Origin of the sequence: Micromonospora sp. NPDC049203, from assembly GCF_043197215.1 — a bacterium.
Taxonomy (GTDB): domain Bacteria; phylum Actinomycetota; class Actinomycetes; order Mycobacteriales; family Micromonosporaceae; genus Micromonospora.
The window spans coordinates 32606-57713 of record NZ_JBICSV010000016.1 but is presented as its reverse complement, the minus strand read 5'-3'; the positions used below and the strand labels follow the sequence as shown (position 1 = coordinate 57713).

24 protein-coding genes are annotated in these 25108 nt (G+C 75.2%); 10 read left to right on the top strand and 14 right to left on the bottom strand.

Translation table 11 applies throughout. From position 1 onward, the window contains the following. Window positions 1-93: 93 nt before the first annotated feature. Window positions 94-1539: an endo-1,4-beta-xylanase gene (locus tag ACGFIA_RS27805; RefSeq protein ID WP_357390908.1), complete on the bottom strand. Its 1446-nt coding sequence runs from the start codon at window positions 1537-1539 to the stop codon at window positions 94-96. 380 nt (window positions 1540-1919) lie between these two features. Between ACGFIA_RS27805 and ACGFIA_RS27800 the strand changes: the two genes are divergently transcribed. Then, complete coding sequence (locus tag ACGFIA_RS27800) at window positions 1920-2762, top strand: S1 family peptidase (protein WP_357390905.1); 843 nt, start codon at window positions 1920-1922, stop codon at window positions 2760-2762. Between the two features lie 48 nt (window positions 2763-2810). Here the strand turns inward: ACGFIA_RS27800 and ACGFIA_RS27795 are convergent, their stop codons facing one another. Further along, window positions 2811-3143 (bottom strand): putative quinol monooxygenase, encoded by a 333-nt coding sequence (locus ACGFIA_RS27795; RefSeq protein ID WP_357390903.1) that lies wholly within the window; start codon window positions 3141-3143, stop codon window positions 2811-2813. A gap of 39 nt (window positions 3144-3182) precedes the next feature. Next, window positions 3183-4145 carry a hypothetical protein gene (locus ACGFIA_RS27790; protein ID WP_357471456.1) on the bottom strand — a complete coding sequence of 321 codons (963 nt, stop codon included), beginning with the start codon at window positions 4143-4145 and terminating at the stop codon, window positions 3183-3185. A gap of 175 nt (window positions 4146-4320) precedes the next feature. Here ACGFIA_RS27790 and ACGFIA_RS27785 point away from each other — a divergent pair, with 175 nt between their 5' ends. Next, entirely contained in the window at window positions 4321-4626 is a 306-nt protein-coding gene (locus ACGFIA_RS27785; protein ID WP_128138258.1) for a DUF1330 domain-containing protein, read from the top strand. A 61-nt stretch (window positions 4627-4687) separates the two neighbouring features. Continuing rightward, window positions 4688-5110: a thioesterase family protein gene (locus ACGFIA_RS27780; RefSeq protein ID WP_357471459.1), complete on the top strand. Its 423-nt coding sequence runs from the start codon at window positions 4688-4690 to the stop codon at window positions 5108-5110. Window positions 5111-5117: 7 nt separating this feature from the next. On the opposite strand, the gene ACGFIA_RS27775 is transcribed toward ACGFIA_RS27780, so the two are convergent. Beyond that, window positions 5118-5777, bottom strand: a complete 660-nt coding sequence (locus ACGFIA_RS27775; RefSeq protein WP_357390896.1) for a response regulator transcription factor — start codon at window positions 5775-5777, stop codon at window positions 5118-5120. Then, entirely contained in the window at window positions 5765-7048 is a 1284-nt protein-coding gene (locus ACGFIA_RS27770) for a histidine kinase (RefSeq protein ID WP_357390894.1), read from the bottom strand. The genes ACGFIA_RS27775 and ACGFIA_RS27770 overlap by 13 nt, the downstream gene beginning before the upstream one ends. A 133-nt stretch (window positions 7049-7181) precedes the next feature. On the opposite strand from ACGFIA_RS27770, the gene ACGFIA_RS27765 reads away from it, so the two are divergent. The 3 genes from ACGFIA_RS27765 to ACGFIA_RS27755 are packed head-to-tail and all read left to right on the top strand — an operon-like array spanning window position 7182 to window position 8930. After that, window positions 7182-7823 (top strand): DUF998 domain-containing protein, encoded by a 642-nt coding sequence (locus ACGFIA_RS27765; RefSeq protein WP_357390892.1) that lies wholly within the window; start codon window positions 7182-7184, stop codon window positions 7821-7823. Window positions 7824-7827: 4 nt separating this feature from the next. Further along, the gene (locus ACGFIA_RS27760) at window positions 7828-8115 is read left to right on the top strand and encodes a DUF1905 domain-containing protein (protein ID WP_013286479.1); all 288 of its coding nucleotides are present in this window, start codon (window positions 7828-7830) and stop codon (window positions 8113-8115) included. Continuing rightward, entirely contained in the window at window positions 8112-8930 is an 819-nt protein-coding gene (locus tag ACGFIA_RS27755) for a Sir2 family NAD-dependent protein deacetylase (protein ID WP_357471462.1), read from the top strand. Before ACGFIA_RS27760 ends, ACGFIA_RS27755 begins: the two co-directional genes overlap by 4 nt. A gap of 33 nt (window positions 8931-8963) precedes the next feature. Here ACGFIA_RS27755 and ACGFIA_RS27750 read toward each other — a convergent pair whose 3' ends face one another. Beyond that, complete coding sequence (locus ACGFIA_RS27750) at window positions 8964-9509, bottom strand: hypothetical protein (protein WP_357390888.1); 546 nt, start codon at window positions 9507-9509, stop codon at window positions 8964-8966. Between the two features lie 69 nt (window positions 9510-9578). Between ACGFIA_RS27750 and ACGFIA_RS27745 the strand changes: the two genes are divergently transcribed. Then, on the top strand, window positions 9579-10157 hold the full coding sequence (locus tag ACGFIA_RS27745; RefSeq protein WP_357390886.1) for a TetR/AcrR family transcriptional regulator: 579 nt from the start codon (window positions 9579-9581) through the stop codon (window positions 10155-10157). 5 nt (window positions 10158-10162) lie between these two features. Here the strand turns inward: ACGFIA_RS27745 and ACGFIA_RS27740 are convergent, their stop codons facing one another. From ACGFIA_RS27740 to ACGFIA_RS27720, 5 genes are read right to left on the bottom strand one after another with little or no spacing between them, the layout of a single operon-like run. After that, complete coding sequence (locus tag ACGFIA_RS27740) at window positions 10163-12904, bottom strand: ATP-binding protein (RefSeq protein ID WP_393262882.1); 2742 nt, start codon at window positions 12902-12904, stop codon at window positions 10163-10165. A 48-nt stretch (window positions 12905-12952) separates the two neighbouring features. After that, window positions 12953-14377 (bottom strand): hypothetical protein, encoded by a 1425-nt coding sequence (locus ACGFIA_RS27735; protein WP_393262879.1) that lies wholly within the window; start codon window positions 14375-14377, stop codon window positions 12953-12955. 8 nt (window positions 14378-14385) lie between these two features. Beyond that, window positions 14386-14934 (bottom strand): hypothetical protein, encoded by a 549-nt coding sequence (locus ACGFIA_RS27730; RefSeq protein ID WP_357390878.1) that lies wholly within the window; start codon window positions 14932-14934, stop codon window positions 14386-14388. An 11-nt stretch (window positions 14935-14945) separates the two neighbouring features. Next, the gene (locus ACGFIA_RS27725) at window positions 14946-15497 is read right to left on the bottom strand and encodes a hypothetical protein (RefSeq protein ID WP_357390876.1); all 552 of its coding nucleotides are present in this window, start codon (window positions 15495-15497) and stop codon (window positions 14946-14948) included. 47 nt (window positions 15498-15544) lie between these two features. After that, complete coding sequence (locus ACGFIA_RS27720; RefSeq protein ID WP_393262875.1) at window positions 15545-17251, bottom strand: sugar ABC transporter permease; 1707 nt, start codon at window positions 17249-17251, stop codon at window positions 15545-15547. Window positions 17252-17362: 111 nt separating this feature from the next. Here ACGFIA_RS27720 and ACGFIA_RS27715 point away from each other — a divergent pair, with 111 nt between their 5' ends. Further along, entirely contained in the window at window positions 17363-18292 is a 930-nt protein-coding gene (locus tag ACGFIA_RS27715; protein WP_357390872.1) for a diacylglycerol kinase family protein, read from the top strand. On the opposite strand, the gene ACGFIA_RS27710 is transcribed toward ACGFIA_RS27715, so the two are convergent. Next, window positions 18286-18681, bottom strand: a complete 396-nt coding sequence (locus ACGFIA_RS27710) for a DUF2267 domain-containing protein (protein WP_357390870.1) — start codon at window positions 18679-18681, stop codon at window positions 18286-18288. The genes ACGFIA_RS27715 and ACGFIA_RS27710 overlap by 7 nt on opposite strands. 135 nt (window positions 18682-18816) lie before the next feature. On the opposite strand from ACGFIA_RS27710, the gene ACGFIA_RS27705 reads away from it, so the two are divergent. Continuing rightward, window positions 18817-19569: a dienelactone hydrolase family protein gene (locus ACGFIA_RS27705; RefSeq protein ID WP_357480115.1), complete on the top strand. Its 753-nt coding sequence runs from the start codon at window positions 18817-18819 to the stop codon at window positions 19567-19569. Between the two features lie 103 nt (window positions 19570-19672). Next, on the top strand, window positions 19673-20386 hold the full coding sequence (locus tag ACGFIA_RS27700) for an RraA family protein (RefSeq protein ID WP_357480118.1): 714 nt from the start codon (window positions 19673-19675) through the stop codon (window positions 20384-20386). 5 nt (window positions 20387-20391) lie between these two features. Here ACGFIA_RS27700 and dinB read toward each other — a convergent pair whose 3' ends face one another. Continuing rightward, complete coding sequence (gene dinB / locus ACGFIA_RS27695; protein ID WP_357390864.1) at window positions 20392-21579, bottom strand: DNA polymerase IV; 1188 nt, start codon at window positions 21577-21579, stop codon at window positions 20392-20394. A gap of 96 nt (window positions 21580-21675) precedes the next feature. Further along, window positions 21676-24861: a penicillin acylase family protein gene (locus ACGFIA_RS27690; protein WP_357389996.1), complete on the bottom strand. Its 3186-nt coding sequence runs from the start codon at window positions 24859-24861 to the stop codon at window positions 21676-21678. Window positions 24862-25108 lie beyond the last annotated feature (247 nt).

Sequence of the window (25108 nt, the reverse complement as noted above, 5' to 3'; positions counted from 1 at the left end):
TGGAACAGGACCTACCCCACTGTACGGTCGGCGCGCGGCGACCGCCGGGGACGCGACCCGGCACGGTGGCACCGTGCCGGGTCGCGCCGACGGTCAGCCGGCCGCGCAGGCCGGCGTGCCGGAGGGCGCCGTGCCGGTGCCCTGGAACCCGAACTCGGTGGTGCCACCGGCACCGACCTGGCGGTTGTAGTCCACGTTGCGGAAGGTCACCGCACCGGTGGTGCCGCTGGCCTGGGCGCTCCAGGTGTTCGTGACGGCCGAGCCCGAGGGCACGGTGAGCGACACGGCCCACCCGTTGAGCCCGCTGGAACCCGCGGTGATCCGCACGTTGGTGACGAAGCCGCCCGGCCACTGGTTGGTGGTGATCGTGGCGGTGCAGGCGCCGGTCGGCGGGGGAGTCGTCGGCGGCTCGCTGGTCGGCGGCGTGCTGGTCGGCGGCGTCGACGTGGGCGGGGTGCTGGTCGGCGGCGCGGTCGTGGGCGGCGGGGTGCCGCCCTCGTTCAGCGCGTTCAGCACCGCGGTGTACGCCTGCTTCTTGTTGCCGCTGCCGTCGAACAGCAGGGGGGTGCCGCTGGCCCGCCACGAGTCGGTGTCCCGGATGCCCCAGACCGTGATGCCGTTGCAGCGCGCCACGGCCAGGCAGTCCCGGGTCACGTTGCCGTAGGCGGTGGCCTGGCTGCTGCCCGAACCCTCGATGTCCAGCTCGGTGATCTGCACGTCGACGCCGAGCGCGGCGAAGTTCTGCAGCGTGGTGCGGTAGTTGCTCGGGTACGGCGACCCGCTGTTGAAGTGCGACTGGAGGCCGACGCAGTCGATCGGCACGCCCCGGGACTTGAAGTCGCGCACCATGTTGTAGACGGCCTGAGTCTTGGCCCAGTTCCAGTTGTCGATGTTGTAGTCGTTGTAGCAGAGCTTGGCGCCCGGGTCGGCGGCGCGGGCGGCACGGAACGCGGCCTCGATCCAGTCGCCGCCGGTCTGCTGGAGGTTCGAGTTGCGGCGGGCACCGTTGTTGCCGTCGTCGAACGCCTCGTTCACCACGTCCCAGGCGTAGATCTTGCCCCGGTAGTGGGTGGCGACCTGGGTGACGTGGTTCATCATCGCGTCGCGCAGCGCGCTGCCGGACAGGCTACCCGTCCACCCGGGCTGCTGCTGGTGCCAGAGCAGCGCGTGTCCGCGGACCCGCATACCGTTGGCCTGGGCGTGCGCGACGAGCCGGTCGCCGTTGGTGTAGTTGAACTGGTTGCGGGACGGCTCGGTGGCGTCCCACTTCATCTCGTTCTCGGCGGTGACCATGTTGAACTCGCGGTTGAGGATGCCGACGTACGTGCCGTCGGACAACTTGTTCACCGCGACCGCCGTACCGAAGTAGCGGCCCTGTTCCGCCGCCGACGCGCCGAGCGTCGTGCCGGCGCTGGCACTTGTCGCCGCCGCTATCGTGGCGGCGACCACCGCGGCCCCCGCCATCATCGCGACCACAGCGGTTCGCGGGCGTGACCGGGCTGCCGCGCTCCCGCTGCCGCGGGCGAGCACCTTGTCCATCTGAACGCCTCTCTAGCCTGTCAATGGGATCGGCTCGCCTCGGCCACCGCCCGCCACGATGTCGGCTCCGCGCGGCCGCCCGGTGGCCGCGCCAGGTAGGGGAGTGACTCCCGCGCACATCGTGAGTGGATCGAAGCGAATCTCTGCCCGAAGCCTACCGGAAGCGTTCCGAAAAATTAATCACCTCGATGCGTCGACATCGCGGCGGGCGGCGCCGGCCGGACGGGGGGAATCCGCGGGCGGGCGCGGTGACCGGACGTGTGGGTGCCACCGGGCGCGGCTCCGGAAGTTTCGGTGGTCGCCGGTTCTGCCGCTTGAGTCGATCGCGCCACCGGGACGATGCTAGACGAATCGACCGCAGACGATGGGGAGGTCCCCGGATGCGCCGACCCGCGCTCGTCGTACTCGTCCTCACCGTGCTGCTCGCCGGCGCCCCGGCGGCCGCCCGGGCCGGCACCGCGCCGCCGCCCGTGCCCGCAGCGCTCGCCGCGATCCGCACGCCCGGCACCGCCTGGGGGCACGACCCGGCCACCGGCCGGTTGACGGTCGCCGCCGACGACACGGTACGCGGGCGCGAGCTGGCCGTGTTGCGCCGGACCGCCGCCCGGGCCGGCGCGGTGCTGCGCCACGAACCCGGGCGGCTGCGCCCGCTCATCGCCGGCGGCCAGGCCGTCTACGGCGGCGGTGGGCGCTGCTCACTGGGCGCGAACGTGCGCAGCGGCACCACCTGGTACTTCGTGACCGCCGGGCACTGCACCCGACTGGCCGCCACCTGGTACGCCGACGGCGCCGGGACGACGGTGCTGGGCAGCCGGACCGGCAGCAGCTTCCCCGGCAACGACTACGGGGTGGTCCGCTACACGGGCACCGTCGCCCACCCGAGCGCTGTCTACACCCACCCGGGGCAGGTCACCGTCACCGCCGCCGGCAGTGCGTACGTCGGGCAGGCGGTCTGCCGCAGCGGCGCCACCACGGGCGTGCGGTGCGGCTCGGTCACCGGGCTGAACGCGACTGTCAACTACGCCGAGGGCAGCGTCACCGGGCTCATCCGCACGAACATCTGCGCCGAGCCGGGCGACAGCGGCGGCCCGCTCTACGTGGCCGCGACCGGCACCGTCCTGGGCGTCCTGTCCGGTGGCAGCGGCACCTGCGTGAGCGGCGGCACCAGCTACTACCAGCCGATCCTGGAGATCCTCGCCGCGTACGGCCTGACGATCCCCTGACCCGGCGCGCGGGCGGCACAACGGACCCCGCGCCGGTCCCGTCAGCGGTCAGGCGTCGCCGGGCACTGCCATCTCGCCCAGGCGCGACCAGTCCTGCTGCGGCACCGTCACGTTGACGATCCGGGGCGTCTCGGCCAGGTGCGGCGGCAGCATGCGCTGGGCGGCCCGGAAGTGCTCCGACTGCACGTGAGCCGCGCCCGCCTCGTCGTCGCGGAACGCCTCGACCAGCACGTACTCGGTCGGGTCGTCCAGGCTGCGGGACCAGTCGAACCACAGGCAACCGGGCTCGGCCCGGGTCGCGGCGGTGAAGTCGGCGGCGATCCGTGGCCAGTTGTCGGCGTCTTCCGGGCGGACCCGGAACTTGGCGGTAATGAAGATCATGGGATCAGGCTACCCAGACCGGGCTGCCGCCGCGCCGCATCAGCTCCTGGCCGCCGGGCCGAGCAGTTCGGCCGCCCGCCGGTCGGCGAACGCGGTGACCGCCTGCTGCCCGGCGCCGAACACGATCGCCAGGCCGAGCAGCGCGGCGGTGCTGCTCACGCTGGTCTCCACCAGGCCGCCGACGACCAGCATGATCCCGACCAACGCCACCAGCGGGCCGATGGCGAGCTTCAGCAGCCCCTGCTGGAACGGCAGCTTGTAGGGCAGCCCGCCGGACCGTGCGGTGATCATCGACGGAAGCGCGCTGAGGAACGCGCCGAGCGCCCCGGCGATCAGCACGAAGGACAGCAACCGCCAGGCCGGCACGCCACCGGCGTCGCCCGGCGCCTCCAGCAGCCGCACGTCGGTGCTGCGCCACTGCACCAGCACCATCAGGACCTCTGCCACCAGCGCGAACACCGACAGCCCCAGGATCCGGTTCCGCAGCCGCCGGGCCGACTCGTGGAACTCGTCGGAGGCGGAGTGGTAGCGCGTCAGCAGCCCCTGCACCCGGGCGCGCAGCAGCGCCTCGGACATCCCGCCGGCCACCGGGTCGAGGTCGGTGAACACCTTGTCGTCCGGCGGCAGGACCTGTGCCGCCGCGCTGCGGTACGCGGGCAGCAGCCCGATCAGCTCGTCCCCGGTGCGCAGCGCCACCATGGCCCGCTCCACGGCATGAATCGTCTGCCACGCGTACTCCAGCTTGCCGCCGCGCAACCACTCGACCACGCCGCTGCGTCCGAGCACCCCCTCCACCGGCGACAGCAGCGCGCGCAGCGCCGATACCCGCTCGGGGTCGCGCTGGGACAGCGCGGTGAGCTGCTCGTACAGGTCGTCGAGCTTGGTCCGCACGCGGACCTGCCACACCGCGCGGGGAACCGGCGCGGCGGGTGGGGCCGGGTGGTCCTCCGGAGTGCCGCGGGGCCCGGGTACGGCCTGCGGCTGGGTCTCGTGTCCGATCATGTGCCCCACCTCTTTCCCCCCACCCGGCGCGGGGCGGGCGCGAGCCTGTCATCAGTATCCGCAGGTCAGCACCGTTCTCGCCAGACCACAACGGAGAGTCGTCGGGGCCGCGACGGCGTCCGGGCCGACCTGACGGACGACACCGCAGCCCTCGGGCGGTCGGTAGCCTGGGCCGGTGACCGTCTACGCCCTCGCACAGCTCACCATCCACGACCGGGCGCGCTACGACAGGTATGCCGCCGCCTTCCCGCCGGTGCTGGCCCGCTACGGCGGGAAGCTGCTGGCCGCCGACACCGCCCCCCGTGTGGTGGAGGGCGACTGGCCGCACCAGAAGGCGGTCCTGCTGTCGTTCGACAGCCGCGAGGACTTCGAGCGCTGGTCCACCTCGCCGGAGTACCGGGAGATCTCCCGCGACCGGGAGGCGGCCACCGAGGGCGTGGTGCTGCTGCTCGACGGGATCGGCCACGCCTGGCCGGCCTGACCGGGGCGGCGCTGTCCGGACCGCGCGCCGATTTCGCCACGCCGCTGGTTAGGCTGCCGGCATGGCAGATCCGTTCCGGGTACGCGTCACCGTGCGCGGCTACGAACTCGACACCCAGGGCCACCTCAACCAGGCGGTCTACCTCCAGTACGCCGAGCACGCCCGCTGGGAGTGCCTGCGCGCCTCCGGCATCGGCCAGGACCGGCTGCTCGCCGGCGGGGTCGGGCCGGTCGCGCTGGAGGTGACGGTGCGCTACCTGCGTGAGCTGCGCGGCGGCGACGAGGTCGACGTGACCTGCGAGTTCCACTGGGGCGAGGGCAAGACGTTCCGGATCGGCCAGGAGTTCACCCGCGCCGACGGCACCCCGGTCGCCTCGGTGAGCGGCGTCGGCGGCCTGCTCGACCTCACCGAGCGGCGGCTGGTGCCCGACCCGCGCGAGCGCTTCCGGGCGCTGGCCGCCGACCCCGTGCCGATGGGCCTGTAGCGCCCGGTCAGCCCGCCGCGCGCAGGTAGGCGAGCACGGCGAGCACCCGCCGGTTGGTGTCCTCGTCCGGCGGCAGGCCGAGCTTGGCCAGGATGTTGCCCACGTGCTTGCCGACCGCCGCCTCGGTGACGTGCAGCCGGGCCGCGATCGCGGTGTTGGAGTGGCCCTCGGCGATCAGCCCCAGCACCTGCCGCTCGCGCGGCGACAGCGCGGCGAGCGGGTCACGCGGGCGGCGCAGCAGGTGCCGCACCACGTCCGGGTCGACGGCGGTGCCGCCGGCCGCCACCCGGCGCAGTGTCGCGGCGAACTCCGCGACGTCGGCCACCCGGTCCTTGAGCAGGTAGCCGACCCGGTTGCCGTCGCCGCTGTCGAGCAGCGCGGCGGCGTACCCGCTCTGCACGTGCTGGCTGAGCACCACCACGGCGAGGTCCGGGCGTTCGGCGCGCAGCGCGACCGCCGCGCGCAGGCCGTCGTCGCGGTGTTGCGGCGGCATCCGGATGTCGGTGACCAGCAGGTCGGGACGGTGCGTGCGGACCGCGTCGAGCAGTTCCGGGGCGGAGCCGACGGCGGCGTCCACCGCGAAGCCGAACCGGGTCAGCAGGCCCACCAGGCCCTCCCGGAGCAGCACCTCGTCCTCGGCCAGGACGACCCGGGTCACGGACGGCACGGCAGCTCCACCCGCACGAGGGTAGGCCCACCGGGCGGGCTGGAGAGCAACAGCCGCCCGTCCACCGCCGCCACCCGGTCGGCGAGCCCGGTCAGGCCGGTGCCACGCGCCGGGTCGGCGCCGCCCCGGCCGTCGTCGCGCACCTCCACCACCAGCCGCCGGTCGTCGCGGGTCAGCCACACCTCGGCCCGCCTCGCCCCGGCGTGCCGGGCGACGTTGCCGAGCGTCTCGGAGACCACGTACCAGGCGGTGGTCTCCACCAACCCGGGCACCGGGCGGGTCAGGTCGGCGTGCACGGTGACCGGGACGACCGACCGGGTGGCCAGGTCGCCGACGGCAGCGGCCAGGCCGAGTTCGGTGAGCTGCGGCGGGCGGATGCCCTGGACGATCCCGCGCAACGTCACCATCAGCTCCTTGGCCTGCTCGTGCGCCGCCGCGAGCGGCCCCGCCGCGGGGGAGTCGTCCGGCACGTCGAGGCGGGCCAGCCCGAGCTGGAGGGTGAGGCTGGTCAGGCGCGGCTGCACGCCGTCGTGCACGTCGCGCTCGACGCGGCGGCGCTCGGCCTCGTAGGCGCTCACCAGGCGGGCCCGGGACCGGGCCACCTCGCGCAGCGCCGTCGCGCCGGGCGCGTCGTCGAGCAGCCGGCGGGCCACCTCCGCCTGGACCGCTACGAGCAGCCCGGCCAGGTAGACCAGGGCCGGGACCGCGAGCAGGCCGGCGATCGCGTACGGCACCGCCTCGGCCGGGGAGCCGACAGTCGCCCAGATCAGCACGATCCGGTCCTCGCCGCCGGCCAGCCACGGACCGGCCACCAGCGCCGCGTCCAGCAACACGAGCACACCGAACATCGCGTACGCCAGCGGCACCGCCACCCCCAGCACGGCCAGGTACGCGGCCTCCCGCCACCCGGCGGCGGTGGTGAAGCGGGCAGCGAGCCCACGCCACCTCGGCGCGGTCACCGGGCGGTCGTCGGCCACGCCGAGGCGCCACCGCTCCACCGCCGCCACCGGCGCACCGGCCAGCGGGGCCAGCGCCACCGTCAGCAGCGCCAGCACGGCCAGCACCGCCAGCGCTCTCGTGTCGACCGGCCGGCCCTGCCGCAGCGCGCCGGCCACCAGCAGCAGTGGCGCGGCGACCACGGCGGCGCCGATCGTCGCCGCGCCGGCCAGGGGCAGCGTCGTGACGGCGTACGCGAAGGCCCGCCACGGCCACGCGGACAGCAGGTAGCGGCGACCGCGCAGCGCACCGGCCAGCCCTTGATCAACGGTCATGGCTCGACGCTAGCCAGGCCGCACCCCCCGGCCCAGCCGGCTGGACCCCGCTCTGCGGGTAGGTCTGGCCCTACCCCGAACCGGCCCGCCACGCCCCGTGCGCCGGGGCGCCCCGAGGCGGTGCACTCGGCGGGTGAGAAACCGTCTCGCGGGCGCCTGCTGGCTGCTCGCCACCGCGTCGTTCCTGGCCGCCAACGTGCTCGTCGGCCTGGCCTGGGAGCAACCCCGGTTCAGCTGGGCTGAGCACAACATCAGCGACCTCGGCAACGTCACCTGCGGCGTGTGGGACACCAGCCGGCCGCGTCCGGTCTGCTCGCCGTGGCACCCGGCCATGAACGCCGTGTTCGTCGGCGCCGGGCTGCTGCTCGCGCTCGGCGCGCCGCTCGCACACCGCGCGCTGCGCCCGGGCCGCGCCGCGGCCGTCGCCGTCGTGTCGATCGTGGCCGCCGGCTTCGGGTATGTGCTGGCCGGAGCCTATCCGGCGGACGTGGACGAGAACTTTCACGTGCTGGGCGCGCTGCTGGTCTTCGCGCTCGGCAACGCGGCGTTGTTCGCCGCCGCGCTCGGCCGGTCGCCGCTGCTGCGCGAGCTGCGGGCGGTCAGCGCCCTCCTGGGCCTGCTCGGGCTCGCCGGCACCGTGCTGTTCCTGTCCCGGGTGGACACCGGCATCGGGGTGGGCGGCATGGAGCGTGTCGCCGTGTTCCCGTTGTTCGCCTGGGTGACGGCGGCCGGGCTGCGGCTGCTCGGGTTACGTCGGTCCCGGCCCCTATCCTGACCGGATGGAGCTGGCGTTCAGCGGCGAGGTGTGGTTCTGGCGCGGCCCGGCGCCGTACCACTTCGTCACGGTGCCCGACGAGCAGAGCGCGGCGATCGAGGCCGCCTCCGCGTCGGTCACCTACGGCTGGGGCATGATCCCGGTGACTGTGCGCATCGGCGGCACCGGCTGGCGGACGTCCCTGTGGCCCAAGGACGGCCGTTACGTCGTGCCGCTGCGCGTCGCCGCGCGCCGGGCCGAGGGGATCGAACTGGGCGACCGGGTCGACGTGCGGCTGACGGTGGACGTGTGAGCGGGACGGAGCTGGCCGAGGCGGGCCGGCTGCTCGCCGCCGCCCGGCGTCCGGTGGTGTTCACCGGCGCCGGCATGTCGGCCGAGAGCGGTGTGCCGACGTTCCGCGACGCGCAGACCGGCCTCTGGCAGCGGTACGACCCGCGGGAGCTGGCGACCCCCGCCGCGTTCCGCACCGACCCGGCCCTGGTCTGGGGCTGGTACGAGGCACGCCGTCACGGGGTGCGCCGGGCCCGGCCGAACCCGGGACACCTGGCCGTGGCCGCGATCCGGGCCCGGCTGCCGAAGACCGTGGTGATCACCCAGAACGTCGACGACCTGCACGAGCGCGGTGGTGTGCCGGCTCCGGTACGCCTGCACGGCAGCCTGTTCGCGCCCCGCTGTTCGGCCTGCGCCCGCCCCGCGCCGCTGCCGTCCGACCTGCCGCCACCCGCCGGCCCGCCGGTCCAGCACGCCGGGCCGGAACCGCACGCGCCGGCACCGCCGGACGGGCCGCTGACACCGCCCGCCTGCGCCGGCTGCGACGCGCCGGTGCGTCCCGGGGTGGTGTGGTTCGGCGAGGCGCTGCCGGAGGCCGCGCTGAGCGCGGCCGTCGAGGCGGCGTCCACGTGCGACCTGCTGCTGACTGTCGGCACCTCGGCGCTCGTCCATCCGGCCGCCGAGATCCCCCTCGTCGCGGCCCGCCTCGGTGTCCCGGTGGTGCAGGTGAACCCGGTGCCGACGCCGCTGGACGCGATCTGCGCGGTGAACCTGCGCGGCCCGGCCGGCGAGGTGCTGCCCGCACTGGTCCGCGCCGCCTGGCCGGACGCCATCTGACCGCCCGGCCCCGCCGCGCCTAAGGGGTGAGCGTCACGCGTCGCGCGGCGCCCGCTTCGGGAAGACGGTGTAGGCGACCGGCCAAAACACCAGCCAGGCGGCCATCACCACGGTGAGCCGGCCGGCCCAGGCCCACAGCTCGGCGGTGCGGTCGGTGTCGCCGACCACGGCGATGCCGGCGAGCAGCACGGCGCAGGCGACCGCCCAGCCGAGCATGCCCTTGCCCCACTCGCGCCACTCGTACCGGGCCCGCGCCATCCCGTACCGGGGTGCCCGGCGTGGGGGAGGGCCGCCGGCGAACCGGTGCGCGAACCGCTGGTCGGCCCAGCGCACCATGCTGTGCCCGAACGCCACCGAGAACCCGAGGTACGCGGCGGCGAGGCCGTGGGCGAACGTGGCGGTCGCGCCCCGGCGCAGGTCGATCATCGTGGCGGCCAGCAGCACGAGGTCGACCACTGGCACGGCGATCAGCAGGGCGGCGCCGAGGCGGGGCCGTCGCAGCGGGTAACGGGCGATCAATCCGGCGAGCAGCACCACCCAGAACGCCACCTCGCATCCGACGATCACTGCGACGAGCATGCGGCCCCCTTTTTAGTACGCTGTGCGATAACCGTAACAGCGGCCGTCAACGAGGTTCCGGAGGGGCCCGTGCCCAAGATCGTCGACCACGACGCGCGCCGTGCCGAGCTGGCGCGGGCGATGTGGCGGGTCGTCTACCGCGACGGCGTCGGCGCCGCCACGGTGCGCAGCATCGCCGCCGAGGCCGGCTGGTCGCCGAGCGCGCTGCGGCACTACTTCGCCACCCAGACCGAGCTGCTGGTGTTCGCCATGGAGCACGTGCAGGCCGAGGCGGCCGAGCGGATCGCCACCGGCGACCGCACCGGCAGCCCGCGTGAGGTCGCCCAGCGGATCCTGGAGCAACTGCTGCCCCTTGACCGCCAGCGCGTCCGTGAGGCCGAGGTGTGGCTGCTGCTCGCCGCGCGCGCCCAGAGCGACCCGGTCGCGCGGGCCCGGACGGCCGAGGCGGACGACGGCATCCGCCGGGCCGTCGAGTTCGCCGTCACGCTGGTCACCGGGGAGCCGGTCGCCGACCAGGACGCCGTCGCCCGGCTGCACGCCCTGCTCGACGGGCTCGCGTTGCACACGCTGCTCTACCCGGACCGGATGCCGCCCGGGCGTGCCCGGGAACTGCTCGGCGCGCACCTGGACGCGCTCGCCGTGTCCTGACCGCCTCAGTCGCCCGGCGGGCGGCCCATCGCCGCGCCCAGCTCGGCGCGGCTGGCGATGCCCAGCTTGCGGTAGACCCGGGCCAGGTTGGCCTCCACCGTCTTCGGGCTGATGTAGAGCGCGTCGGCGATGAGCCGGTTGGTCTGGCCCCGCGCGGCGAGCCGGGCGACCCGCTCCTCGGTGGCGGTCAGCGCCGTCGGTGCCGGGGTGCGGGCGCCGACGCGGCCCAGCTCCGCCCGCGCCCGGTCGGCGAACGCGGACGCGCCGAGCGCGTCGAACTCGGCCACCGCCGCGTCCAGCGCCGCCCGCGCCTCCCGCCGGCGACGGACCCGCCGGTACGCGCGCCCGGCGGCGAGCAGGCAGCGGGCCCGGTCCAGCGGCAGCACCGTCTCCGGCACCGCCGCCCGGGCCTGGGCCAGCGCGTCCAGCGCGTCGCCCGGGTCCGCGCCGGTCGCCCCGGCCAGCAGCACCCGGCTGCGGGCCAGCCCGAGCGTCGTCCACGGGCGCGGCAGCCGGCGGTGGCGGCGGGCCAGCCGGTCCAGCGCGGCGTGCGCGGTGTCCAGGTCACCGGCGCCCACGCACGCCTCGATCCAGTCGGGTTCGAAGCGCTGCCCCAACGGTTCGGCGATGCCCGACCCGTCCAGGTCGGCGGCGAGCGCGCCGTACGCCGTCGCGGCGGTGGCCCACTCGCCGGAGGCCAGCGCCACCAGGCCGGTGAGCTGGTGGTGCAGCCGGCGGCTCCACGCGTCGCCGAGGTCGTCGTCGCGGCGCAACCCGTCGGCGGCGGCGCCCGCCCGCGCCAGCCGTCCCCGGTGCGCGTCGAGCATGCCGGCCAGCCAGCTCTCGCCCACCAGCCCGGTGCCCAGCTGCTCACCCAGATCCCGCGCCGCGGCGATGTGCGTGCCGGCCTCGGCGAACCGCCCGGCCAGCAGTTCCGTCTCGCCGAGGTGGGTGAGCACCTCGTGCCGCAGCGGGTCGTCGCCGCGCGCCACCGCCAGGTCCAGCATCAGGTGCAGCCGGGCCCGCGCCCGGTCGTGGTCGTCGACCGCCTTCCACCAGATCGCCGGCACCGAACCGGCCAGGTAGGACGGTTCACCCGCCTCCAGTGCCAGCGCCCGTTCCAGCAGGTCGACGGGGGTCGGGCCGCCGGCGCGTACCTCGTGGAAGAACAGCAGCAGCAGCGCGGCGGTGAGCAGCGGGCGGTGCTCGTCCCGGTCGGACAGCCGGGTGATCGCCGCGCGCGCGTGCCGGCGGGCGGTCTCCGGCTGGTCGTGGAACATGGTCAGGTGGGTGTGGATGCGCCCGGCCAGGTCCCCGTCCGGCCCGGCGGCGGCGAGCGCCTGCTCGGCCACGCGCACGGCGGTGACCAGGTCGTCGGCGCACCAGGCGACGAGCGCGCGCAACAGCAGGGCCTCGCCCCGCTCGGCGCCGGTCAGCTCGCCGGCCGCCGCCTCGGCGGCCCGGCCGGCCGCCGCGTAGTCGCCGCTGTCGATGCGGCACTGCACCGCGTCGAGGCGGCGCCGGTTCCGGTCGGCGGTCGCCGCCGGCGGGGTAAGCTCGGCCGCCCGGTCGTACCAGTCGGCGGCGAGCGCTGACGCGCCGCGCAGCCGCTGCCGGGCCGCCGCGGCGGCCAGGTCGGCGGCGACCGCGGCGTCCGGCGTGACGGTGCACCGGGACAGGTGCCGGGCCCGCTCGTCGGGGTCGGCGACCGCGTCCGCGAGCAGCGCGTGCAGGCGCCGCCGGGCGCCCGGCGGGATGCTCTCGCGCACCGCCGCCGCGTACCGGGGGTGCGCGAAGTCGATCCGGCTCGGCGCGACCACCACCAGCCCGGCGTCCTCGGCCGCGTCCAGCGCCCCGGCCGGCACGCCCGCCGCCGCCAGGTCCCGCGGCGTCGGCACGGTCAGCAGCGCGGCCAGCCGCACCGCGTCCCGGCTCGGGCCGGGCAGCGCCCGCAGCGTCTCGGCGAGCAGCAGGCGCAACGACGACGGTACGGGGAGGTCCTCGTCGTGCGCGGGCGGGCGGGGCAGCCGCAGCACCGCCCGGGCCAGTTCGATGGCGAGCAGTGGGTTGCCGCCGGCGTCGCGGGCCAGCCGGTCGGTGAGCGGGCGGCTGAGCGTGCCGCCGAGCCGGGCCGCCAGGACGCGGTGCAGGTCGGGCGGGGGGAGCGGTGGCACGTCGGCGCGTAGCAGCCGGTGCCGTCCGGCCGGGTCGTCGTCAAGCCCGAGCGGCACCGGGACCGGCGGGCTGTTCCCGGTGCGGTGGGTGGCCAGGACGGCGGGCCACCGGGTCAGCCGGCGCAGCGCGAACCGCAGCGCCCGGGCGCTCGGCGGGTCCAGCCACTGCGGATCGTCGACCGCGAGCAGTACCCGGGGCGCGCCGGTGACCGCCGCGTCGAGCAGCGTACGGGTGGCCGCGCCCACCGCCCGCTCGTCCACCGCGCCGTCGTGCTCGCCGGTCAGCAGCACCATGTCGGCGGCGACCCGTTGCGGCGCGGGCAGCCCCGGCAGGGCGTCGGCGAGCGGGCGCAGCACGTCGGCCAGCGCCGCGTACGGCAGCGCGGTCTCCGCCTCGGTGGGCGCGGTGGACAGCACCCGCCAGCCGGCCCGCCCGGCGTGGGCGACCACCGCTCGCCACAGCGCGGTCTTGCCGATGCCGCTCGGACCGTCGAGCAGCACCGGCGTACCGGCGGTCAGGGCACGCCACACCCGCTCGACGACCGCGTCGCGGCCGACCAGTGCGGCGTCCATGGCGGGATGGTGGCACAGCCGCGCCCCCGAACCCAGCGTCGGCGCGGCCTAGCCCGGAAGCTGTCCGCATATCGAGACGGGCGGGATCACCTCCTGGTTGCGGTAGACGTCGGCGCTCCAGCTCGGCCCGCCCGCCGCCACTATCGGCGGTATCCGTGGCGCCCGGGACGGGCTGAGCAGGCTGAGGAACTTGTTGATCACCTGGACGACGGGTTCGAGGATGCGGTAGCCGATGCCGAACCGCGCCCGCACACCGAGCCCGACGCCCCGGCACAGCGCGTACGGGGCACCGAGCGCGGAACCGATCGTGGCACCGTACGAGGTGACCAGCTCGAACCAGATCCCGGCGGTGAACAGGAACGCGCTGATCCCCATGGTGAACCGCACGCCGTGCCGGACGACCAGTCCCATCACACCCACCGGCACGCCGGTGAGCGAGTCGAGCAGGCTCACCCGGCGGGCGAAGCCCTCCGTCACGCGCGAGCCCACCTGGCCGCCTGCGTAGCCGAACCCGAGCTTGCCCGCGAGCGCGTACTCGCCGGCGCCGCGGAACGTGCCCCGGCGCGCGCCGAACGCGGTGGCCACCTCGAGCGTCTGGTTCACCGTGAACGACAGCGGCAGGCCGGCGACCAGCCCGATCGGGAACGCGATGTCGACCGGGACCGGGAACGTGCGGCGGTGGTTCTGCCCGCCGTCGACGCCGGCGGTGAAGTCCACCCTGATGCCGAAGCCGCCACCGATCTCCAGTTCGGCCCGGTTCACCCGGCCGGCGCCGATGGCCAGGTGGAACGACGCGGTGGGCCGCCCGACCGTCAGTGTCACGGTGCCGGCCAGCCGGAGCCCGCCGTCGTCGTACGTGAAGTGCGTGCCGACGCCACCGGCGCAGCAGAACGTCCGTACCCGGTAGCCGTGGGCGGTGGCGCCCGCCTGCCCGCCCGGCGCGGGTGGCGGCTGCGCGGGCGTGACGGCGAGCGGACCGGAGCGGCCGAGCGTGCCACCTGCCGCCGCGACCTCCCGGGTCCACGACGGCTCACCCGCCACGTAGACGGTCGGGCGGTCGAGCGTGACGGCGTCGCCGCCGAACGTGCCGTCCCGGATCACCTCGGTCAGCGTGACCGGCCCGATCGTGACGACCAGGTCGCCGCCGTCCTCCGCCAGGTCGAGCACCCGGCCCACGCCGCGTCCGGTGAGGAACATGACGCGGCCGGGCGCGAGCCGGTCGGCGTCCCGCGCGTCCGGGTCGAGCCGCCAGGTCAGCCCGTCCGGGCTCACCGACCGCACGGTCCGGCTGCCGCCACCGACCAGCACCACGTCCGGTTGCAGCGTGACGTCCTTGCCCGGCGCCGGGGCCTGCCCGTATCGGGTCTGCTCCCCGTCGCCCGCCTCGGCCGGGCCGGGCGCGGGACCGCCGCCGCAGCCGGTCACCACGAGCAGCACCGCCACTCCGGCCGCGAGCAGACGACGGCCACGCACCGGCCGCCTCACATCCGGCCGGCGACGGTACGGGCGAGCCGTTCCAGCGGCGCCTTGTTCTCCTGCGGGTCGTTGAGCCGCACCAGCCGCACCGCGACCCACAGGTCGCCCTTGCGCAGGAAGAACGCCTCATAGGTGAGCAGCGCCTCGTCGGCCACGCCGGGCAGCTCGCGGATCTCGTGCCCGAGCTGCCGTTCGATGTCGAGGTACTTCTTGGCACCCTCGCCCACGAACGCCTCGACCTGGGCGGTCGGCCCGCTCGTCGGCCCGGTGTAGGTGCAGGACTGCCCAGCCACCACCGGTTCCTCCAGCGGCGTGCCGGCGAGGCGCTCGGCGTCGTCCTTCGACACCAGCGTGCACGCCTGCGGCGCATCGGCGGCGCCGTCCACCGGTTCGGCGCTCGGCTCGGCCGGCGCCGCCCCGGTCGGGTCCGCGACCGGCGTGCCCGTACCGGGTGCGGCGCCACCGGCAGCCGGCGGTTCGTCGCCGCCGCAGCCGGCGGACGCGGTGAACAGGATCGCGGCCAGCGCGAGCGCTGTCAGTCGGCGGGTTCGCATGGCTGCCCCGCTCAGGCCGGGATCGCGTCGAGGGCGCGACGCAGGATCTGTTCGTTGCCGGCCGTGCCGCCGCCGAAGCTGCTGATGGTCACCGTGTACGTGCCCCTGCCGTCGATCAGCACCGCCTCGCCGCGTACGTCCTTGACCGCGAGGTAGCCCCGCTCGCCCCGGTCCAGGTCGACGACCTTCTCGTACTGCTGGCCGGCCTGCTCGTGCTGGTAGTCGTAGGTGGCCTTGCCGGCGGTGGCCGAGGCCGTGGTGACCGCCAGCTGGGCGATGCCGTCGCCGAACGAGCAGTTGCCCTCGTCGCGCAGCTTCCGGTCGACCAGTTCGGAGACCTGGGCGGCGGTGAACGGGCACGGCGGCCGGACGTCGTCCACCGCACCCGCGTCGGCGTCGCCGCCGTCCTCGCCCGCCACGGAGTCGGCCGAGCCCCCGTCGAGCACGTCGCCGCCGGAGTCGCACCCGGCCGGCGCCAGCAGGGCGAGCAGCACCAGGGGCAGCGCCAGGCGGGCGCGGTGGAGGCGGGCGGTCCGGGCCGGTGTGAGCGCGTCAGTTGCCATGCCAGCGACGCTAGGCGCGACGTCACCGCCCGTAATCGGGGGTTTCCCTATGCGGTGACCTTGCCGACGGCCTCGCCCGCACCGGCGGGTGGCGCGTCCGCGCCGCCGCGCCGCCCCACCCGGATGGCGAGCCGATCCACGTAGCCGACCATGAGCGCGACGAACAGCAACACGAACAGGATCAGCATGGGCAGCGGCAGGACCAGGCCCAGCGGAAGCTCGCCCCCGGCGCCGAAGGCGCGGCTGGCGATCATGTTCACCAGCGCGGGAGCGGTGAGGCTGTCCGGGCCCCGGCCCACCAGCGTCGCCCACAGCGGCGACTGGGCGTGCGTCAGCCAGGTCGGCAACGCGGTCACGGCCAGCATCGGCAGCGCCGGCAGCAGCAGCGTACGGACGACGCCGCCGCCGGAGCGCCACCGCTCGTGCTGGCCCCGGAACAGCAGCGTGAACGCGAACAGCGCGGGCACCGACAGCCAGGTGGGCGGCACCAGGCCGAGGAACAGGCCCAGCTGTTCGCGCTCCATCGTGCGTTCGAAATTGGCGATGGCCAGCGGGCCGGCACCGACGAACAACCAGGGCGCGAACGGCACCAGCAGCAGTTCGCTCCAGCGTCCGAGCGGTCGCAGCGCGCCGATCCCGAACCCGGCCAGCGCGGCGAGCGTGACCGCGACGAGTGTGGACAGCAGCGGCGGCACCCAGGTGTTGGCGAACAGGTTCGACGTCTCGACCCCCTTGGGCAGGGGCCCGGTGTCGGAGGAGAGGTTCCCCAGCCACGGCGACAACGCCCAGACGGTCACGCCGAGGACGACGACGAGCGCGACAGCGGTCAGGCCGACCAACAGCGGACGGCGGCCGGAGTAGGACTCCGCCTCCCGGTCGGCCGGGCGGTCCCGCCAGCCGTCGAACTCGATGCGCAGCCGGGTGACCAGGATGAGCGCCACCGCGGCCAGCCCGAGCAGCCCGAGCAGCACCAGCAGCAGCGTTGACGTCGCGGACCCGACACCGAAGCGCATCGTCCGGAAGGTGGTCTGCACGGCGGTGAACACCGGCGTCGCCGTGTCGTCGCCGCGCGGTCCGCCGCCGGTCAGGATGTACGGGGCCGTGTAGGTCTGCAGGGTGGCGGCGAGGACGCCCAGGCCGAGCAGCCCGCCGACAGCCAGCATGGCCGGCGCGGGTCGCTGGTCGGGGTCGCGGCGGCGCAGGGCGCTCAGGTAGACGGTCGCGGCCACCGCGACGACCAGCCCGAACGTCACCTGTGCCAGCGCCGAGACGAGGAACGCCCGGGGGGACTGCAGATCCTGGGTGAGGGTGCCGTCCTCGATGCCCTCGGCGCGCCGGCCGAGGAACACCGCGACCGGCGCGTACGCGGCGAGCGGCAGGGCCAGCACGCCCCGGGTGACAAGGCGTGCGACCCGGCCGGCCCGGTCGGCGAGGACGGCGAGCAGCGGCGCGGCGAGCAGCGCCACCACCAGCGGGATCAGCCCGAGCAGCACCGCGAACCCGACCTGGCCGACGAACCCGGAGGTGAAGGCGGCCTCGTAGTTCGCCGTACCGACCGACTCGCCCGAGCTGCGCGGCCCGTCACCCTGGAAGCTGCGAGCCACTGTGGACAGCGCCGGCAGGACGTACGACCAGATCCAGGCGATCGCCGCCGGTACGATCAGCGCCAGCCCGATCAGGGTCCGGCCCGTACTGTTCGGCTGTGCGGTCGGGGGCACTGGCGCTGTCGCCTGCGGCGCTGCCGGCTGGCTCATCTGGACATCCCCTCGAAGATCGACGATCACGGCCGCCGCGACGATAACCAACCCCGTCAACGTCGGCAGCGCAACCGGCCCACGACCGCGGGGGCGGCTACTGTCGCAACCGTGCGGACCAAGCAGGAGCTGTCGACGGCGATCCGGGAACGGCGGCGGGCGGCGCTCGTGGTCAACGCCCACTCCCGCCGTGGCCGGCGGCTCTACGACACCGTCCACTCGCGCCTGCGCGCGGCCGGGTTCACGCTGCTCGGCGCGTACCCCGTGGACCGGCCCGGCGAACTGGACCGGGTGCTCGCCGAGGCCGCCGGGCTGGGCCCGGACCTGCTTGTCACCGGCGGCGGCGACGGCACCGTCGGCGCGGCGGCCCGGCTGCTCGCCCACCGGGACGTCGCGATGGGCCTGCTGCCGCTGGGCACCACGAACAACTTCGCCCGCACCGTCGGCGTCCCCCTCGACCTGGACGCCGCGATCGGCATCCTCACCGACGGGAAGGTGATCGACGTCGACCTGGGCCTGATCGGTGACACCCGGTTCACCAACCACGTCGGGATCGGGCTGTCCGCCGACATCATGCGGGCCGCGCCGCCGCGGCTGAAACGGGTCGCCGGGCGGCTCGCGTATCCGCTGACCGGGCTGGGGCTGCTGGCCCGGCACCGGCCGCTGGCCGTGACGGTCCGCGCCGAGGGCCGCGAGCACACCTTCACCACCCACCAGGTGTACGTGGCCAACGGCGGCTTCCACGCCGGCCGCCCGATCACCGCCGACGCCACCGCCGATGACCGGCTGCTGGTCGCGTACCCGGTGGGTGGGCCGACCCGGCGCGGGCTGCTGCGCGAGACGGCGCGCAACGCGGCGGCCGGCCACCGCCGCACGCTCGGCGAGGAGCCGTTCCTGGCGGTACGCCAGCTGTGGCTGGACACCGACCGGCCGGCCCGCATCGAGGTCGACGGCGAGCCCTACGGGCGGACCCCGGTCCGCATCGGCCTGGACCCGAACGCGCTGCGGCTGATGGCCCGCCCGGACAGCCCGGATCACTGACCGGTCAGATACCTGGCGCTCTGGTCGGCGACCTCGCCGTACTCGGCCGGGAGTTGCCCGACGACCTGGGCGTAGGCGGCCGGGTCGACGGCGTCGCGCAGCACGTCGAACACCGCGGTGACCCCGTCCCGGGCGGCGTCGGCGTCCACGTCGGCGCGCCCGCTCACCCGCTCCACGAACACGTCGAGCCCGAACGGCTCGGCGTCCTCGACCGGGCCGAACGCGTACGCCCGGAGCGCCTCCGGCAGCCGGTCCGCGAGGTCGCGGGCCTCCCCGCCGTCGATGCGCTCGGCCAGCGTGGTCAACGTGGCCCGGGTGATCGCGGTGGCCTGCTCGGTGGACGCGCCGCACCGCTGGGCCACCGCGTCGATGAACTGATCATGGTCCATCTCGCCGCCTTCCTCCGCCGGGAGTGCGGGATTCCCGCCCTGGACCTCCGCAAACGGCCGGTCAGCCCTCGGGGTGCCGGCGTCGCCGAGCCCGGGTAGCGTGCAGCGCGAACCCGCAGCGAGGAGGCCCCGACAGTGCAGCCGACGACCGTGGACGTGCCCACCCCGGACGGGACGGCCGACGCCTATCTGGCCGTGCCGGAGGCCGCCGGGCCCTTCCCGCCCGTCCTGCTGTTCATGGACGCGTTCGGGCTGCGGCCCCGGGTGGCGGAGATGGCCGCCATGATCGCCGCACGCGGCTACGTGGTGCTGGCCCCCAACCTGTTCCACCGCTCCGGGCGCGCGCCGCTGGTCGACCTCGGCGCGCTCGCCGACGACAGCCGCCGGGCCGCCCTGTTCGAGCGGATCGGGCCGATGATGGCCGCGTTGACGCCGGATGCGGTGGCCCGCGACACCGTCGCCTACCTGGACTTCCTCGCCGCCCGCCCGGATGTCGCGCCGGGCCCGGCGGTGATCACCGGCTACTGCATGGGTGGCACGAACGCGCTGCGCGCGATCGAGGCGCTCCCGGACCGGATCGCCGCGGTGGCCGCGTTCCACGCCGGGCGGGTGGTCACCGACGCCCCGGACAGCCCGCACCTGGCCGTCGGCGCGGTGACCGGCGAACTGTACTTCGGGCACGCCGACGCCGACCCGTCGATGACCGCCGAGCAGATCGCCACGCTGGAGAAGACGCTGGACGCCGCCGGGGTGACCTACCGTTCCGAGGTGTACGCCGGCGCCCGCCACGGCTACACCCAGTCGGACACCCCGATGTACGACGAGCCGGCCACGCGGCGGCACTGGACGGCCCTGTTCGACCTGCTCGACCGCACGTTCGGGCGCTGACCCGCCACGGCGCCGGGAACCCGGGGGCGGCCCGCCGGCCCCGCACGCCACCGGGTGCCGACTGGCACCTGCCCGCGCCGCCGCGGCTGGCTAGCGTCGGCGTATGGACATCCGTCACGACGAGCCGGCCACGCGTTTCGCCGCGCTGAGCACCGCCCACGTCGCCGACGCCTGCCTGCGCGCCGGCGTCGCCGTCCGCTGCGCCCCGGCCGCCGTCGTCCCGGTGCTGCCCGGCCGGCGCCTGGCCGGCCCGGTGCGCCCGGCCCGGCACGCCGGCAGCGTGGACGTCTTCCTGGAGGCGATCGAGCAGGCCGCCGACGGGGACGTGCTCGTCGTCGACGACGGCGGGCGCACCGACCGGGCCTGCGTCGGTGACCTGGTGGTGCTGGAGGCGCGGGCCGCCGGCCTGGCCGGGCTGGTGGTGTGGGGCGCGCACCGCGACACCGCCGACCTGGTCGCGGTCGGCCTGCCGGTGTTCAGCCTCGGCGCCACCCCGAGCGGGCCGCTGGAACTGGACCCGCGCCCGGACGGGGCGCTGGAGAACGCCCGGGTCGGCCCGTTCACAGTCGGCCCGCGGGATCTGGCGCTGGCCGACGACGACGGCGTGCTGTTCGTACCCGCCGACCGGGCCGGGGAGCTGTTCGGCCTGGCCGAGTCCATCCGGGACACCGAGCGGCGGCAGGCCGACCGGATCCGGGCCGGGCAGTCGCTGCGCGAGCAGGTCGGGTTCGCCGCGTACCTGGCGGCCCGGACGGCCGACCCGGCGCTGACGTTCCGGGCGCACCTGCGCGCGGTGGGCGGCGCGATCGAGGAGTGACCCGGTCAGTCCGGCAGCCGGGGCGTTTCGACGCCGGGGTCGCGGCCGAGCAGCACGCCGCGGGTCAGCGCCCGTGATCCGAAGCGGTCCCGCACGGCGTCGACGGCGGCGTCCAGCGCCGGGCCGGGGTCGGCGATGAACGGCAGGGCGAGCTGCGTGTGCCCGCCGCCGAGGTTGCCCACCGAGACGCCGAGCAGCGTGACACCACGTTCCGCGATCTGCGGCAGCGCGGCGCGCAGCAGGTCACGGGCGGCGGTCCGCAGCGGCCCGGTCTGCGCGGTCGGCTCGTCGAGCGTGTGCGACCGGGTGGCCCGGGTGTAGTCGGCGAAGCGCAGCCGCAGCGTCACGGTGCGGCCGGTGCGCCGGGCGGCGCGCATCCGCCCGGTGACCCGGTCGACCAGGCCGGCCAGCACCGCGTCCAGGTCGGCGGGGGAGTGCGGCCCGCGTCCCAGCGCGTGCTGCGCGCCCATCGACGAGCGGCGGCGGCCCACCCGCACCGCCCGGGGGTCACGGTTGTGCGCCAGGGCATGCAGGTGCCGGCCGGCGCCCGCGCCGACCAGCGACACCACCGCCGGCTCGTCCAGCCGGGCCACCTGGCCGACGGTACGGATGCCGCGTTCGCGCAGCCGGGCGGCGGTGACCGGGCCGACGCCCCACAGCCGTTCGACAGGCAGCGGGTGCAGGAACGCCAGTTCCCGCTCCGGCTCCACCACCAGCAGCCCGTCCGGCTTGGCCACGCCGCTGGCCACCTTGGCGAGGAACTTCGTCCGGGCCACGCCGACGGTGATCGGCAGGCCTACCTCGCGGCGTACCCGCTCCCGCAGCGCGGCCGCGATGCCGGCCGGCGGCCCGGCGAGCCGCCGCAGCCCACCCACGTCGAGGAACGCCTCGTCGATGCTGAGCCCTTCGACGAGCGGGGTGGTGTGCCGGAAGATCTCGAACACCGCCCGGCTGGCGGCCGTGTACGCGGCCATCCGGGGCGGCACGACGACGGCGTCCGGGCAGAGCCGCCGCGCCTGCCGGCCGCCCATCGCGCTGCGCACGCCCCGGGCCTTGGCCTCGTAGCTGCACGCGAGCACCACGCCGCCGCCGACGATCACCGGCCGGCCGCGCAGCCGGGGGTCGTCGCGCTGCTCGACCGAGGCGTAGAACGCGTCCAGGTCGGCGTGCAGGATGGTGGCCTCGCTCGACACCTGGACATCTTCGCACAGGTGTTCGATTCGCGTGCGTAGCCTGCCCGGACACGGGCGGACGGCCGGCGGGAGCTCCCGCCGGCCGTCCGCATGACGTCACCGTCCGTAGACCTCGAACTCGTAGAGCGAGAAGCCGTACGAGGTGGCCCGCGTGACGCCGTACATCCGCACGTAGCGGGCGCTGACCGGGGCGAACGTCACGTTGTCGACGCCGCCGTTGCCGGTGGTGGTGCTGAACACCGGCTGCCAGGAGTTGCCGTCACCGGAGACCTCGATCCGGTAGCCGGTGGCGTAGGCGGCCTCCCACCGCAGCACCGCCCGGCTGATCGTGCGGGCCGAGCCGAGGTCCACCCGCAGCCACTGGTTGTCGTTGTAGCTGCTGGCCCACCGGGTGCCGAGGCTGCCGTCGACCGCCTTCGCCGGGGTGTTGCTGGTCAGGAACTGCGTGCTGGACGCGGTGGCGGTACGGCCCTGCGCCAGGTTGGTCACCGTGTCGCCCCGGCGCGCCGGGAACGAGACGACCTGCTGGTAGGTGGGCCGGTTCTGCCAGGCGATCAGCGGGTGGGTGATGCCGCCGAGCCCGGACTGGGCGATCGAGTCGGCGCACCACTGGTCGCCCGCCCCGCAGGACGAGTCGCCCGGGTAGACGGTGGTCGCCGGCGCCGCCGTGGCCTGGCCGAGCGTGTCGAGCAGCGCCTGCCGGCACGCGCCCAGGTTGCCGTTGCCGCAGTACGTGCGCCCGAGCCCACCGGCCACCGGGTCGCCGAGCACGGCACGCAGGTCCTTGTCGACGTAGCCCCACCAGCCGTACTGGAACGACGAGCCCTTGTGCGCCTGGCCCTGCGCCGCCCAGTTCACGGTGCCGTCGCGGGCGCCGTTCTGGCCGCCCGAGGGCGACTCGTTGACCTGGAGGGCGCCGACGAGCGCGCCGTACAGGTCGGGGCCGAGGCCGGGGCGGAACTGGGCCGAGGCCAGCAGCGGCCACCAGGCGTCGAAGATCCGGATGGCGTCGGCGTGCTGGTAGACCTTCGAGCCGGGTGACGTCTCCACCCGCCGCGACCCGGCCTGCTGCCAGGCCCGCAGCTTGCTCACCGCGGCGGCGAGCGCCGGGTCGGTGACCGGCGTGCTGTCGAGCACCCGCAGCAGTTCGCCGAGGACCTGCTGGCCGCGCAGGTCGGTCACCGCCGCCTCGGCGGTGATCCGGACGATGTCGGCGCGGCCGACCTTGCGCTGGGCGATGGCCGCGCGCACCGGACCGTCGAGCAGCTGGCCCCGGTGCACGGCGCCGTAGCTGAAGTTGCCGTCGGCCGCGCCGAAGTCGCGCGCCTGCTTGTTGTTCCAGCTGACGTAGTAGTCCTGGTTGACCGACTGCGGGTGGGCCGACGCCGGGGCGTACGTGGCGTCGTTGGTGTCCGGGTTCCAGCCGGCCCACTCGTACGCCGGCTCCGCCTTCGCGGGCAGGTTCGGGTCGAGCCCGGACGGGCGGACCGGGTTGGAGCCGGAGTTGTAGTACGCCGCCTCTGTCGAGTTGACGTAGAACCAGTTGAACGCGTACCCGACGCTGGTTGCGGACGTCTGGAACGCCGCCGCGCTGCCCATCGCCGCCGGGTCGTTGAACGCCTGGAAGCCGATCGCCGAGTCGGCCTCGTGCCGGTAGGTGGAGCGCAGCTTGGTGAACGCGGTGGGCTGCCCGTTCACCAGCCCCCGGTAGGCCACCAGCCCGTACTTGGTGCGCAGCGAGCGCAGCGTGTACGCGCCGGCCGGGGTGGAGTCGGCGAGCGTCGGCGACCAGGAGTTGCGCTTCTCCAGCACCTCCATCGCGACGCACTGGCCGCGGTAGAGGTAGCGGTTGGAGCGCAGCGTCGGCGCGCTGCCGTCGGTGGTGCACAGCGGCACCGCGTACGTGTCGGTCAGGTCCTGGGAGGCTGAGGTGGCGCTCCACGCGTAGTCCTGGCCGCGGCCGAGCAGCACGTAGAGGTTCAGCCCGGCGAACGCGGCGCCGCGCGCGCTGATCCCCGGCCCCTGGAGTTCCTGGAGCATGAGCAGTTGCGGCGCGAAGTAGCCGGTCTGCGGGCCGAACACGGCCACCGGGTTGCCGGTGGTGGTGTGCCGGCCGGAGACCACTACCGCGTTGGACATGCCGTGTGCCCGCAGGTTGGACAGGCCACCGACCAGGTCCTTGGTGGCGGCGCTGCTGCCGGTGCGGGCGGCGGCCCCGCCGGTGGCGTCGTACGCGAGCGGCTCGGCGACCACCGTGCCGGCGTCGGGCAGCACCGCGCTGGTGGCGCCGGGCGGCGTCGCGCCGTACGGGAAGCTCTGCCCGTCGTGCAGCGTCAGCACGGTCTCCGGGTCGTTCTGCGAGCGGAACGCCGCCCAGACCCGGTCGCCCTCGGTGGGCCCGTACTTGGCCCGGGCGGCCACCCGGACCAGCGCGGACTGCATCTCGCTGCCGCCGCCCCCGCCGAACAGCCCGCCGATGACACCGGCGGTGGCGATCAGGTCGGTCATGGTGAAGTGCTTCGGCTTCCCGGCGCCGGTGAGCACGTACTCGCCGGGGTAGTTGTCGTCGGCGATCGACTTGTCGATGTAGGCGTTGATGCCGGCGATGTAGTCGACCACGTCGGTGTAGAGCTGCTGGCCCCGGGTGCCCTTGAGGCGCAGCGCGTTCACCTGGGCCTGGAGGTCCGCCTCCGTGTAGGGCGAGTTGGCCCAGACGCTCTGCTCCAGTTCCCGGTTGCCGGGGGCGCCGCCGGCGAACGAGCTGACGTTGCCGCGGCCGACGTGCCGCAGCAGGTCCATCACCCAGAGCCGGTCCTGGGCGCCGGCGTACCCGGCGCCGAACATGGTGCCGGAGCGGGTGGTGCCGGTGACGTGCGGGACGCCGGTGGCCTTGTCCCGCACGATGGTGACGTCCGAGCGCGGCGAGATCGTGCTCTCGACCTGCCCGTCGGGGACCCCGAACGAGGCGTCGTTGTAGAAGTGGGCGATCTGCTCGTCGGTCAGCCCGGCGTAGTTGTAGACCAGGTTGGCGTACTCGTCGAGCTGGTCGCTCGAGTGCGCGGGGCGGGTGCCGAGCGCCTGGTGGGCCAGGATGCCGGCGAGCGTGGCGTTGCCGTTCTGCCCGGGGGGCAGGATGTCGGCGCACTGGCCGAGGCAGTAGTCGTCGGGGGTGAACGTGGTGGCGGCGAGCGCCGGTGACGGCGGGGTGACCGTCAGGACGCTCGCGGTGAGGGCGGCGGCGGTGAGCGCCGCGAGGCGGGCACGGATGGCGGGTCGTGGCATGGCGATCCTCCGGGGACGCGGAGTCGGGCCGTTCGGTACGCCCGGCTGACGGCGTCTCGGCCTCCGCGCCGGGCGTCGTGCCCGGAGGTGAGAATGACTCATATCTATCTGCGGGCAATGATCGACGCATCACCGGCGTCCGGGATAGCCGTTGTTCACCAGCTGTCAATGCCGACGTTTCGCCGCCTTCCGTCCCACAACGACACGGTGGGGGTGGCGCGTCGCCACCCCCACCGCTCTCCCCGCC

Excerpts from the sequence above, each read along its gene's own strand:
- ACGFIA_RS27805 (WP_357390908.1), bottom strand. The coding sequence starts at position 1,539 with ATGGACAAGGTGCTCGCCCGCGGCAGCGGGAGCGCGGCAGCCCGGTCA.
- ACGFIA_RS27800 (WP_357390905.1), top strand. The coding sequence starts at position 1,920 with ATGCGCCGACCCGCGCTCGTCGTACTCGTCCTCACCGTGCTGCTCGCC.
- ACGFIA_RS27795 (WP_357390903.1), bottom strand. The coding sequence starts at position 3,143 with ATGATCTTCATTACCGCCAAGTTCCGGGTCCGCCCGGAAGACGCCGAC.
- ACGFIA_RS27790 (WP_357471456.1), bottom strand. The coding sequence starts at position 4,145 with ATGATCGGACACGAGACCCAGCCGCAGGCCGTACCCGGGCCCCGCGGC.
- ACGFIA_RS27780 (WP_357471459.1), top strand. The coding sequence starts at position 4,688 with ATGGCAGATCCGTTCCGGGTACGCGTCACCGTGCGCGGCTACGAACTC.
- ACGFIA_RS27770 (WP_357390894.1), bottom strand. The coding sequence starts at position 7,048 with ATGACCGTTGATCAAGGGCTGGCCGGTGCGCTGCGCGGTCGCCGCTAC.
- ACGFIA_RS27760 (WP_013286479.1), top strand. The coding sequence starts at position 7,828 with ATGGAGCTGGCGTTCAGCGGCGAGGTGTGGTTCTGGCGCGGCCCGGCG.
- ACGFIA_RS27750 (WP_357390888.1), bottom strand. The coding sequence starts at position 9,509 with ATGCTCGTCGCAGTGATCGTCGGATGCGAGGTGGCGTTCTGGGTGGTG.
- ACGFIA_RS27740 (WP_393262882.1), bottom strand. The coding sequence starts at position 12,904 with ATGGACGCCGCACTGGTCGGCCGCGACGCGGTCGTCGAGCGGGTGTGG.
- ACGFIA_RS27730 (WP_357390878.1), bottom strand. The coding sequence starts at position 14,934 with ATGCGAACCCGCCGACTGACAGCGCTCGCGCTGGCCGCGATCCTGTTC.
- ACGFIA_RS27725 (WP_357390876.1), bottom strand. The coding sequence starts at position 15,497 with ATGGCAACTGACGCGCTCACACCGGCCCGGACCGCCCGCCTCCACCGC.
- ACGFIA_RS27720 (WP_393262875.1), bottom strand. The coding sequence starts at position 17,251 with ATGAGCCAGCCGGCAGCGCCGCAGGCGACAGCGCCAGTGCCCCCGACC.
- ACGFIA_RS27710 (WP_357390870.1), bottom strand. The coding sequence starts at position 18,681 with ATGGACCATGATCAGTTCATCGACGCGGTGGCCCAGCGGTGCGGCGCG.
- ACGFIA_RS27700 (WP_357480118.1), top strand. The coding sequence starts at position 19,673 with ATGGACATCCGTCACGACGAGCCGGCCACGCGTTTCGCCGCGCTGAGC.
- ACGFIA_RS27690 (WP_357389996.1), bottom strand. The coding sequence starts at position 24,861 with ATGCCACGACCCGCCATCCGTGCCCGCCTCGCGGCGCTCACCGCCGCC.